Here is an 11,046-nt window from a genome sequence, read left to right on the forward strand (position 1 = left end):
GCAGACGCTCAGGGGGCCGAACCCCGCGCGGCGAAGCCGCGCCAATAAACACAGAACCTTGGCGGGCGGGGACACCTCCTCGCCTTGGCGGGCGGGGACACCTCCTCGCCTTGGCGGGCGGGGTCACCTACTCACCTCGCGCGGGGGGTCACCTACTCGCCTTGGCGGCCGGGGTCACCTCCTCGCCTTGGCGGCCGGGGTCACCTCCTCGCCTTGGCGGGCGGGTTCACCTTCTCCCCTTGGTAAGTAAGAACACCTGCCCACCCTCACAAGCCACCCCCGAGACGCCCCTCCCCGTCTCGCTGCATTCCCCGGCTCGCCTTCCCCGTCCACAGCGTGTTCACAGGGAGTGTCCAGCCGAGTGCCAGCGGTAAGAGTCAGGATGGGGGTATGACTGGTGCGCGGGGCGCGGCACCCGAAGCCCGGGTGCTGGTGGTGGATGATGAGGCGATGATCGTCGAGTTGTTGACGGTCAGCCTGCGGTTCCAGGGGTTCGAGGTCGCTTCGGCCGCCGACGGCGCGCAGGCCCTGGACGTGGCGCGCGGGTTCCGGCCCGACGCTTTGATCGTGGACGTCATGATGCCCGGGATGGACGGGTTCGGGTTGTTGCGGCGCCTGCGGGCGGACGGTGTCGACGCCCCGGTGCTGTTCCTGACCGCCCGCGACGATGTGCAGGACAAGGTCACCGGTTTGACCTTGGGTGCCGACGACTATGTGACCAAACCGTTCAGCCTGGAGGAGGTCGTGGCGCGGTTGCGGGTGATTCTGCGGCGCGCCGGCGGTGCCGCCCCCGAGTGGGAGCGGTCCCGGCTGCGGTTCGCCGATATCGAGTTGGACGACGACACCCATGAGGTGTTCAAGGCGGGGGAGCCGGTGGCTCTGTCGCCGACGGAGTTCACGCTGCTGCGGTATTTCATGGTGAACGCCGGGACCGTGCTGAGTAAGCCGCGGATTCTGGACCATGTGTGGCGTTACGACTTCGGCGGCGAGGTCGGCGTTGTGGAGACGTATGTGTCGTACCTGCGTAAGAAGGTCGATACCGGCCCGCGGCGGTTGATCCACACCTTGCGCGGGGTCGGGTATGTCATGCGAGAGTCGCGGTCGGGGCGGGCGTGAGCGGGGCGGGTCCGGAGGGTGTGGAGGCTCCGGCTCGGGGTCCGCGTCTGGGGGTGGCCCGCCGGATCGCGGCCGTTCCGCTGCGTGTGACCTTGGTGCTGGCGTTGGTGGCGCTGGCGGCGGCGGGCCTGCTGGCTTCCGGTCTGGCGGTGACCTCCGCGCTGCGGACAACGCTGATCGATCGAGTGGACCAGCAGCTGGAGGAAGCGGCGCATACCTTCGCCCGCCCGGGTGGGCGGCGGTTGATGCCGTTGCCGGGGGAGCCGGGGCGGGAGCGGCCGCCGGTGCTGTTCTATGTGCGGGTGCAGGACACCTCCGGCCAGTTCTTCCTGCAGGCCGATCCGGGTCGCAACGGTTCGCCGGATCTGCCGGAGGAGATGCGGCCGGGCACGTTCACCACCGGCTCGACCGACGGGGGCTCCGGTCGGTGGCGGGTGCGCTATACCGAGAACCCGGACGGTACGAGCGTGGTGGCGTTGAGTCTGGACGAGACCGAGGCGATCGTCGAACGGCTGGTGGTATTGCAGCTGGTGATCGGCGCGCTGGTGCTGGTGCTGCTGGCGGTCGCCGCGTATTTCGTGATCCGTCGCAGCCTGCGCCGGTTGGCGCAGGTGGAGGAGACCGCCGCCGAGATCGCGGCCGGGGATCTGCATCGCCGGGTGCCGGTGCGCGGGACGAATACCGAGGTGGATCGGCTGGCTCAGTCGCTGAACGCCATGCTCTCCCAGATTCAGCGGGGTTTCGCCGCCACAGAGGCATCCGAGGAGGCGGCCCGGCGGTCGGAGGAGAAGATGCGGCGCTTCGTCGCCGACGCCAGCCACGAACTGCGGACGCCGCTGACGACGATCAAGGGTTTCGCGGAGCTGTACCGGCAGGGCGCCACCGGGGATACCGATATGTTGCTCGACCGCATCGAGCGGGAGTCGAGGCGGATGGGGTTGCTGGTGGAGGACCTGCTGATGCTGGCGCGGCTGGACGCCGAGCGCCCAGTGGCGTATGCCCCGGTGGATCTGCTCGCGCTGACCAGCGACGCCGTGCACAGCGCCCGCGCGGTGGCCGCGACCCAGGCCGGCAGCGGCGCCGAGCGCTCGATCGAGTTCGAGGTATGTCCCGGTACCGGTACCGCCGAGGTTCCCGGTGACGCGGCCCGGTTGCGCCAGGTGCTCGCGAATCTGCTCAACAACGCTCTGGTGCACACCCCGCCGGAGGCCGCGGTGACCGTCCGGCTCACCCCCGGCCCCGATGAGGTACGTATCGAGGTCGCCGACACCGGGCCGGGGATGCCCGCCGAACAGGCGGATCGGGTTTTCGAGCGGTTCTATCGCGCCGACGATTCCCGTAGCCGTGTGAGCGGCGGCGCCGGGCTCGGCCTGTCGATCGTGCAGGCGCTGGTCGGCGCCCACGGCGGCGCCGTGGGGGTGGACAGCGAACCCGGCCGGGGCACCACCTTCACGGTGCGGTTGCCGCGGCGACGGCCGGAGCCGACCGCCGCGTCCGGTTCTGAGGGCGCCCCGGAGACCGCCCGCTGAGTCAGGCCGGGACGTTCGCTCCGTAACCGAGGTCCCGCAACGCCTGTTTGATCCGCGCCTGCGCGTCGTCCATCGACGCAGGTTCCGGGTTCGGGTCGGCCCCGGAGATATCGAAATTGCCCATGGTGAACGCCGGGAAGACATGGACATGCAGATGCGGCACCTCGAGTCCCGCGATCAGCAGTCCCGCCCGCGGCGCGTCCCAGGCGGCCCGCACCGCCTGCCCGACCTGCTGGGCCACCGCGGTGAGCCGCCCGAAGACCTCGGGCTCGATATCCTGCCACTGGTCGATCTCCGCGCGCGGCACCACCAGGGTGTGGCCCGGTGTCACCGGCGCGATGGTGAGGAACCCGACGAATTCGTCGTCCTCCCAGACGAACCGGCCCGGCAGGTCACCAGCGATGATCGCACTGAATACAGAAGCCATAGCTGTATTATTTGCGGCCCCTTCGGCGCCGGGGTGTTCGGCCCCCTCGTGTCCGGTGTTCCTCGAACAGGTTCGGCCCGCGACGGCCGGGTTCGCTCCGATCACACAGCTACGAAGTGGCTGAGAATGCCCTGGACCTCGTAGATGTCGACCTGGCGGTTGAACTTCTTCTGGATCGGAGTGTCGGTGCCCGCTATCCAGATCACGAGTTCCGCGTCGAGGTCGAAGGTGCCGGCCGTTTCCACCGCGAAATGGGTGATGGCGCGGTAGGGGACGCTGTGGTAATTCATTTTCCGGCCCGACAGCCCTTGTTTGTCGATCATGACGAGCCGGCGGTTGGTGAAGAGCATGGCGTCGCGGACCAGGACGTAGGCGGCGTAGATCTGTTCACCGTTGCCCAGCAGCCGTTGGTATTCCTGTTGGGCGGCGGCCGGCTCCATCTGCCCGGCATTGCCCATGATTCCGTCCATCAGACCCATGACGTCCGTCCTCCCGGTTGGCGCGCCGACGCGCGGGGCGCGCGAGTTGCCCACCCACTGCGGGTGTTTCACCACCATCATCCACGGTGCGCGCGGGTCCGGCCGCCGCTGTGGCGAACTCGCTGGTACCTGCGGGGGCGGGGGCGAGACTGGGCCGCCGGGCGGGAGGGCGGCACCTATAAGCTGTCCGGGTGCGAGTACTCGTCATCGGTTCCGGAGCCCGTGAACACGCCCTCGTCCTTGCGCTACGTCGGGATCCGGCGGTCAGCGCGCTCGTCGCGGCCCCGGGTAACGCGGGTATCGCGCAGTTGGCGCAGGTGCGGCCGGTGGACGCGAGTTCGGCCGAGGCGGTGGTCGCGGTGGCCCGGGAGGTGGCGGCCGATCTGGTGGTGATCGGGCCCGAGGTGCCGCTGGTGCTGGGGGTGGCCGACGCGGTGCGCGCGGCGGGGATCGCGTGCTTCGGTCCGTCGGCCGCGGCGGCGCGGATCGAGGGGTCGAAGGCGTTCGCGAAGGATGTGATGGCGGCGGCGGGGGTGCGGACCGCGCACAGCGAGATCGTGGACAGCCCGGCGGAGCTGGATGCCGCGCTGGATCGTTTCGGCCCGACCTGGGTGGTCAAGGACGACGGGCTGGCGGCGGGTAAGGGCGTGGTGGTCACGCCGGACCGTTCGGCGGCGCGTGATCATGCGGCGGAACTGCTCGAACAGGGCCACCCGGTGTTGCTGGAATCGTTCCTGGACGGTCCGGAGGTGTCGCTGTTCTGCCTGGTGGACGGCGAGACCGTGGTGCCGCTGCTGCCGGCGCAGGATCATAAGCGGGTCGGTGACGGGGATACCGGTCCGAATACCGGTGGGATGGGGGCCTACACCCCGCTGCCGTGGCTGCCCGAGGGCGCGGTCGAGCGGATCGTCGACGATGTGGTGGCACCGGTGGCCGCCGAACTCGTGCGTCGCGGGAATCCGTTCAGTGGTCTGCTGTACGCGGGGCTGGCGATGGGGGCGGCCGGGCCCGCGGTGGTGGAGTTCAACTGCCGGTTCGGTGATCCGGAGACGCAGGCGGTGCTGTCGCTGCTGGAGAGCCCGCTCGGGGAATTGTTGTTCGCGACCGCGACCGGGGCCCTGGCGGATCTGCCCGCGCCGCGGTGGCGCGGTGGTGCCGCGATCACCGTGGTGCTGGCCGCCGAGAACTATCCGGCGCGGCCGCGCACCGGCGATGTGATCACCGGTGCGAGCGATGCCGCGACCGATGACGCGGCGACCGTCCTGCACGCGGGGACGGCCCTGCGTGAGGACGGTGCGCTGGTGTCGGCGGGTGGCCGGGTGCTCAATATCGTCGGTACCGGCGCCGATCTGGCCGCGGCCCGGGCGGCCGCCTACGACCGGCTGGCGGGGATCAAACTGACCGGCGGCCATTTCCGGTCGGATATCGGCCTGGCCGCGGTCGAGGACCGTATCCGTCTCTGACCTGCTCCGGTGACGGCGGCCCGGGTCGCCGCCGCCGTCACCGGGTGAGCGCGCCGGGTCAGTACGCCCCGAACACGTTGTCGATGGAGCCGTAGCGGTGGGCGGCGTAGTTGCAGGCCGCGGCGATATTGGCGATCGGATCGTAGATATCCCACGAGGTTCCTTCGACGTGGTACGCGGCGAAGGTGGGGTCGATGACCTGCATGAGTCCCTTGGACGGGATACCCGCGGCGGCGTTGGAATCCCAGAGGTTGATCGCGTGCGGGTCACCGCCGGATTCGCGCATGGCGTTGCGGTGGATGCCTTCGTAGCTGCCGGGGATGCCGTGCTGCCCGAGCACATCCATGGCGCCCCGGATCCAGCCGTCGAGGTTGTCGGGGTAGCTCTGGGGCAGCATCTGCGGCAGGAGTTGCGGGACGGGCTGGGGTAGTGGCTGCAGGAACTGCCGCAGCTGCTCCTGCTGATCCTGTGGCAGCTGCCCGGCCTGCTGCTGGAGTTGCTGCGCGGGGCCCTGCAACTCGGCGGGAACTCCGGCGATATCGGCGTGGGCCTGGGCGGGTAGCGCGGCGACCGCGGCGATGGCCAGGAGGGGCAACAGTTTTCGTACGTGCATCAGAGGCTCCGACAGCGCAGGGGAGCCACGCCGGCGGGCATGGTGGCCGTCGGCGCTGTGCTGCGCTGTTTCTTTTTGTGGATTTCTTTGTATGACGGGAGATTCAGTTGTCCGCGAATCGAGTTGCGGTGCGCCGGGTGCCGGCCGAAGCCGGTCGAGCAGGCGGGGCCGTCGCGACGGTGTATTCGGGCGAATACGGAACCGGGGCGATAAACAGGCTTGCGGTCTGTTTTCTGGCGATCACAGAATGATTGCAGAAGATGAACGTAAGATGAACTGAAAATGAATGAGAAGTTCTATTGTGCTGAGAGAAATCGATGGACCTGCTGTTACGGCGATATCGATCACATTCGGAGGCGCACGCTTGCGATGCCGATCGGAAACACTGTGAATTTGCCGGTTATCGATCAGCCGTAGGAAAGGCCGTGTAGGGCGAGCCACCGCTGCGGGTCGACGTGCTGCCCGTCCATGATGATCTCGAAATGTAGATGCGGTCCGGTCGAATCGCCGCGATTACCCATGCGGGCGATCTGCATACCGGCGGGGACCCGCTCGCCGACCGAGACGAAGAAGTCGTACATATGGCCGTAGACCGAGATGGACCCGTCGTTGTGCCTGATGCGCACCCACAATCCGAACCCGGCCGCCGGTCCCGCGTCGATCACCGTGCCGTCCGCGACCGCGTAGATGGGCGTGCCGATCGGACCGGCGATATCGATGCCGCGATGGAAGGTGCCCCACCGGCTGCCGAAGCCCGAGGTGAAGGTGCCCGGCGCGGGCAGGACGTAACCGCCGGCGCCGGGCGGTATGGCGCCCGGCGGGACGGTGCCGAGCCCGGGGTCGCCCGGCGCGGTGTTGATCCAGGGCTGTTCCTGTCCGGCGGCCGCCGCGGCGGCCTCCGCTTTGGCGCGTTCCAGGGTCGCCCGGGACGCGGCCGCCACCACGGCCTGCTCACGGAGTCGTTCGCCGTTGTCGATGGCGTCGAGGTAGCGGCGGATCGAGGGGACCGGGGCGGATAGTTGCAGCGGATGCGCGACCGCCACCCGGTGCGCGACTCCCGGCGGCGGCGCCAGATCGGTGACCAGGAAACTCCCGGCGGCATCCCCGGACGCCAGCAGCAGGGTGAGCAGGAGTCCGCCGATGAGATAGCGGTGCCGCCGGGCCGCGGCCGTCATCTCCTCCGACGTCGGCCGCCGGGCCGCGAAATCGCGGAGTTCGGCCGGAGTGGGACGCTGTCGCCAGAGGTCGCGCGCTGTTTCCCGGCTCCACCGCAAGGCCGCGGCGAATCGCGCGCCGACGGAGGCCCGCGGCGCCGGTACCCGTTCGCGCCAGCCGGGTGCGATAACCAGCCCGCCACCCGCCGCGGCCGCGCGCCGCAACGACACCCGCCCGACCGGATCGCCGTCGGCAGCGGCGGGGTCACCGGCTTCCGCCGTGTGTTCTGATTCCGCCGGGCCGCCGGCCTCCGCCGTGTCCTCTGATTCCGCCGTATCGGCGAGGCCCGCGGGCAGCGCCTCGTCGTGGTTCTCGACCGGATCACGGCCGTCCGCCGACTCCGGTTTCGTGGCGCGCCCGGGCCTCGGACCCGGTCGCGGAAGGCGGATCCGGCGTCGGCGCCGGACCCCGGAACCGCGGCCGGACGCGGCGGATCCGGAGTCGGAGTGGGTCGGCCCGGCGGCCGACCGGCTGGCCTTATCGAGCATCAGAGCAGACCATAGCCGTCGATCGCCCCGATGCGGTGTTCTACCGTCGGTCGGGTGTCCACAGAATCTCGGCGCTCGACCATCCCCCCTTTCTACGTGATGGACGTCTGGAAAGCCGCCGCCGAACGCGTCAGAACGCACGGAGATGTGCTGAGTCTGGCGGCGGGACAGCCGTCGACGCCCGCGCCCGCGCCGGTGCTGCGCGCCACCCGGGCCGCGCTCGACGCCGAATTGCTCGGCTATACCGAGACATTCGGCATCCTCCCGTTACGCGAGGCCATCGCCGGGCACCATCACCGGACCTACGGATATCCGGTGGACCCGGACGACGTCGTGGTCACCACCGGTTCTTCGGGCGCGTTCACGCTGATCTTCCTGGCGGCGTTCGATCCCGGCGACACGGTGGTGGTGGCGCGTCCGGGATACCCGGCGTATCGCAACACCCTGACCGCGCTCGGCTGCCGGGTGGTGGAACTGGACTGCCGGGCCGAAACCCGTTTCCAGCCCACGGTCGCCATGCTCGACGCGCTGCCCGAACCGCCGCGCGGCCTGATCGTGGCGAGTCCGGCCAACCCCACCGGCACGATGATCGATCCGTCCGAGCTGGCCGCCGTGGCCCGCTGGTGCGACGCGCACGGCACCCTGCTGATCTCCGACGAGATCTATCACGGCATCACCTACGGCGCGGAGCGCACCGCGTCGGCGTGGGAGACCTCGTCCAACGCGGTGGTGATCGGCTCGGTATCGAAATATTTCTCGATGACGGGCTGGCGGCTCGGCTGGATGCTGGCCACCGCCGCACTGCGGCCCGCACTGCAGCGCCTCGCCTCGAATATGACGGTCTGCCCGCCGGCCATCTCGCAGTACGCGGCGGTGTACGCGTTCGACGCCGAGGCGAAGGCCGAACTCGACGCGCATGTGAGCCGCTACGCGATCAACCGGTCGATCCTGCTGGACGGCCTGCCGGCGCTCGGTATCACCGATCTGGCCCCGGCCGACGGTGCCTTCTACGCCTACGCCGATATCGGTCACCTGACCGATGATTCGATGGCGTGGTGCGCGGACGTTCTGGCCCATACCGGTGTGGCGCTGGCGCCCGGCCTGGATTTCGACACCGTGAACGGGCATCGCACCGTGCGGCTCTCATTCGCCGGAGCGACCGCCGATATCGAGGCCGCGCTCACCCGGCTGGGCCGATACCTGCGTCACCAGGACTGACAGCGAAACAACATGTTGACAGAAATACTGTGCCAGGCAATAACTTTGCACAGTACGACACCATTGTTGCGCGGATGCGGTAGAAACATCGATGGTTGTTCTCCCTTTCCCTGATTTCGCACGGATGTACTGATGACGACTGGCACGATGGCACGGTGATAACCGCGACGACTCCGAAAGGTGAACGGCGTCGCCAGGCGCTGGTGGCCGCTGCCGCCGAATTGCTGCTCGAGGGTGGCTTCGACGCGGTGCGGCACCGTTCGGTCGCCACGCGCGCCGAACTCCCGCTCGCGTCGACGACGTACTACTTCGAATCGCTCGAGGATCTGATCGCGCGGGCGGTGGAGTTCAGCGGTAACGCCGAACTCGACGCGATGCGCCGCCGTATCGGCGAGGTGACCCACCGCCGCCGCGGTGCCGACGCGACCGCGGAGCTGGTGCTCGACCTGCTGATCGGGCCCGACGGCGTGGACGAGGGTGGCAGCGCCGCCCGCGGGCGGCTGATCGCGCGCTATGAGCGCACGGTCGCCTCCGCGCGTCATCCGGAGTTACGTGAGGTCCAGCTACGACTACGCGGGCAGCTCGACGAGCTGCTTGCCCATGTCCTGCGCCGGTCCGACCGGATCGTGCGCCCCGAACAACTTCGCAGACTGGTCGCGGTGGTCGACGGCGCGGTGGTCGCGGCGCTGAGCGAGCCCGATCCGCAACCCCGGCGTCTGGCCCGCGGAGCCCTGCTCGAAGTCATCGATATCGTCGCTCCCGCGACGCACCAGCCGGTGGATCGGTACCGGTCACTAGACTGACCGGACGTGACCTCCGACCTGATCCCCAACGTCCTCGCCACTCGCTACGCCAGTCCGCAGCTGGTGCACCTGTGGTCGCCCGAGCACAAGATCGTGCTCGAACGGCGGCTGTGGCTCGAGGTGCTGCGCGCCCAGGCCGAACTCGGTGTCGACGTGCCGGCCGGGGTGGTCGACGATTACCAGCGCGTCGTGGAACAGGTGGATCTGGCCGCCATCGCCGAACGTGAGCGGGTGACCCGCCACGATGTGAAGGCCCGCATCGAGGAGTTCAACGCGCTGGCCGGGCACGAACATGTGCACAAGGGGATGACCAGCCGCGATCTCACCGAGAACGTCGAACAGCTGCAGATCCGGCTCTCGCTCGAACATATCCACGCGCACGGGGTCGCCGTCGCGGCGCGGCTGGCCGAGCGCGCCGCCGAGTATCAGACGCTGGTCATGGCGGGCCGCTCGCACAATGTCGCCGCGCAGGCCACCACCCTGGGCAAACGGTTCGCCTCCGCCGCCGACGAACTGCTCATCGGACTCACCCGGCTGCGGGAACTCATCGACCGCTATCCGCTGCGCGGTATCAAGGGGCCGATGGGCACGGCCCAGGACATGCTGGACCTGCTCGGCGGCGACCCCGCCAAACTCGCGACCCTGGAGCGGCAGGTGGCGCGGCATCTCGGGTTCGCCGAAGTCCTCACCAGCGTCGGCCAGGTCTATCCGCGCTCGCTCGACCACGATGTGCTCTCCGCGCTGGTCCAGATCGGCGCCGCGCAGTCCTCGCTGGCCCACACCATCCGGTTGATGGCGGGCCACGAACTGGTCACCGAGGGCTTCCAGCCCGGTCAGGTGGGCAGTTCCGCCATGCCGCACAAGATGAACACGAGGTCCTGCGAGCGGGTCAACGGACTGCAGGTAGTCCTGCGTGGCTACGGCTCGATGGCGGCGGAACTGGCCGGTGCGCAGTGGAACGAGGGCGATGTGTTCTGTTCGGTGGTGCGCCGGGTCGCGCTGCCGGACGCGTTCTTCGCCCTCGACGGTATGACCGAGACCTTCCTGACGGTGCTCGCCGAATTCGGCGCCTACCCCGCCGTGATCGCCCGCGAACTGGACCGTTACCTGCCCTTCCTGGCCACCACCCGCATTCTCATGGCCGCCGTCCGCGCCGGCGTCGGCCGGGAGGCCGCGCACGAGGTCATCAAGGAGCACGCGGTGGCGGTCGCGCTGGCAATGCGGGAACAGGGCCGCGAACCGGACCTGCTGGATCGTCTCGCCGCCGACGACCGGATGCCCCTGGACCGCGCCGCCCTCGACACCGCCCTGGCCGACAAGGCCGCCTTCATCGGCGCCGCCGACGCCCAGGTCGCCGACGTGGTCGCCCAGGTCGGCAAACTCGCCGCCGCCTACCCCGAAGCCGCCCGCTACACCCCCGCCCCGATCCTGTAGCCGCTCCCCGCAGACCGGTGCGCAGCCGGTCTACGGTATCGGTCGCCGCGGCCGCCGACGGCGCGGCGCCACAGATCCAGGCGGGTCCGCGCGGCGGCCAGCACAAACCCTGGGCCTGTCCCTTCGGCCCCACCCTCCAGCCCATCCGGATCCGCCACTCCCCAGAACCCGGCCACCCTCCCGGCGCCGAGTTCAGCGAGGCCCACAAAGGGTTCGGCCCGCGTCTGCTGTCAGCGCTCGAAGCAATGCGGCGCAGCCGCG

Annotated in this window: 11 protein-coding genes; 7 read left to right on the forward strand and 4 right to left on the reverse strand. The window is 69.5% G+C overall.

What is annotated here, in order from left to right; genetic code table 11:
- Nucleotides 1-390 precede the first annotated feature (390 nt).
- Both ACWDU1_RS22055 and ACWDU1_RS22060 read left to right on the forward strand, forming a co-directional pair.
- Nucleotides 391-1,116 (forward strand): response regulator transcription factor, encoded by a 726-nt coding sequence (locus ACWDU1_RS22055; RefSeq protein ID WP_450001090.1) that lies wholly within the window; start codon nt 391-393, stop codon nt 1,114-1,116.
- A 20-nt stretch (nt 1,117-1,136) separates the two neighbouring features.
- The gene (locus ACWDU1_RS22060; RefSeq protein WP_450001092.1) at nt 1,137-2,645 is read left to right on the forward strand and encodes a sensor histidine kinase; all 1,509 of its coding nucleotides are present in this window, start codon (nt 1,137-1,139) and stop codon (nt 2,643-2,645) included.
- A 1-nt stretch (nt 2,646) separates the two neighbouring features.
- On the opposite strand, the gene ACWDU1_RS22065 is transcribed toward ACWDU1_RS22060, so the two are convergent.
- Both ACWDU1_RS22065 and ACWDU1_RS22070 read right to left on the reverse strand, forming a co-directional pair.
- Nucleotides 2,647-3,072 (reverse strand): HIT family protein, encoded by a 426-nt coding sequence (locus ACWDU1_RS22065; protein ID WP_450001094.1) that lies wholly within the window; start codon nt 3,070-3,072, stop codon nt 2,647-2,649.
- A 101-nt stretch (nt 3,073-3,173) separates the two neighbouring features.
- Nucleotides 3,174-3,551: a PH domain-containing protein gene (locus ACWDU1_RS22070; protein ID WP_450001096.1), complete on the reverse strand. Its 378-nt coding sequence runs from the start codon at nt 3,549-3,551 to the stop codon at nt 3,174-3,176.
- A gap of 191 nt (nt 3,552-3,742) precedes the next feature.
- On the opposite strand from ACWDU1_RS22070, the gene purD reads away from it, so the two are divergent.
- Nucleotides 3,743-5,014: a phosphoribosylamine--glycine ligase gene (gene purD, locus ACWDU1_RS22075; RefSeq protein ID WP_450001098.1), complete on the forward strand. Its 1,272-nt coding sequence runs from the start codon at nt 3,743-3,745 to the stop codon at nt 5,012-5,014.
- 58 nt (nt 5,015-5,072) lie between these two features.
- Here purD and ACWDU1_RS22080 read toward each other — a convergent pair whose 3' ends face one another.
- Complete coding sequence (locus tag ACWDU1_RS22080) at nt 5,073-5,627, reverse strand: transglycosylase SLT domain-containing protein (RefSeq protein ID WP_450001100.1); 555 nt, start codon at nt 5,625-5,627, stop codon at nt 5,073-5,075.
- A 407-nt stretch (nt 5,628-6,034) separates the two neighbouring features.
- Nucleotides 6,035-7,012, reverse strand: coding sequence for a M23 family metallopeptidase (locus ACWDU1_RS22085; protein ID WP_450001108.1), 978 nt, complete (start codon nt 7,010-7,012; stop codon nt 6,035-6,037).
- Nucleotides 7,013-7,384: 372 nt separating this feature from the next.
- On the opposite strand from ACWDU1_RS22085, the gene ACWDU1_RS22090 reads away from it, so the two are divergent.
- The 4 genes from ACWDU1_RS22090 to ACWDU1_RS22105 form a co-directional block, all read left to right on the forward strand.
- The gene (locus ACWDU1_RS22090) at nt 7,385-8,548 is read left to right on the forward strand and encodes a pyridoxal phosphate-dependent aminotransferase (RefSeq protein WP_450001102.1); all 1,164 of its coding nucleotides are present in this window, start codon (nt 7,385-7,387) and stop codon (nt 8,546-8,548) included.
- A 155-nt stretch (nt 8,549-8,703) separates the two neighbouring features.
- Nucleotides 8,704-9,351, forward strand: a complete 648-nt coding sequence (locus ACWDU1_RS22095; RefSeq protein ID WP_450001103.1) for a TetR/AcrR family transcriptional regulator — start codon at nt 8,704-8,706, stop codon at nt 9,349-9,351.
- Nucleotides 9,352-9,357: 6 nt separating this feature from the next.
- Complete coding sequence (gene purB / locus ACWDU1_RS22100) at nt 9,358-10,785, forward strand: adenylosuccinate lyase (protein WP_450001105.1); 1,428 nt, start codon at nt 9,358-9,360, stop codon at nt 10,783-10,785.
- Between the two features lie 17 nt (nt 10,786-10,802).
- A partial coding sequence (locus tag ACWDU1_RS22105; RefSeq protein ID WP_450001106.1) for a hypothetical protein occupies nt 10,803-11,046 on the forward strand: 244 nt, incomplete at its 3' end.

The sequence above is a fragment of the Nocardia sp. NPDC003345 genome, from assembly GCF_053589395.1.

Coding starts and splice junctions, on each gene's coding strand:
- ACWDU1_RS22080 (WP_450001100.1), bottom strand. CDS start 5,627: ATGCACGTACGAAAACTGTTGCCCCTCCTGGCCATCGCCGCGGTCGCC.
- ACWDU1_RS22065 (WP_450001094.1), bottom strand. CDS start 3,072: ATGGCTTCTGTATTCAGTGCGATCATCGCTGGTGACCTGCCGGGCCGG.
- ACWDU1_RS22055 (WP_450001090.1), top strand. CDS start 391: ATGACTGGTGCGCGGGGCGCGGCACCCGAAGCCCGGGTGCTGGTGGTG.
- ACWDU1_RS22070 (WP_450001096.1), bottom strand. CDS start 3,551: ATGGGTCTGATGGACGGAATCATGGGCAATGCCGGGCAGATGGAGCCG.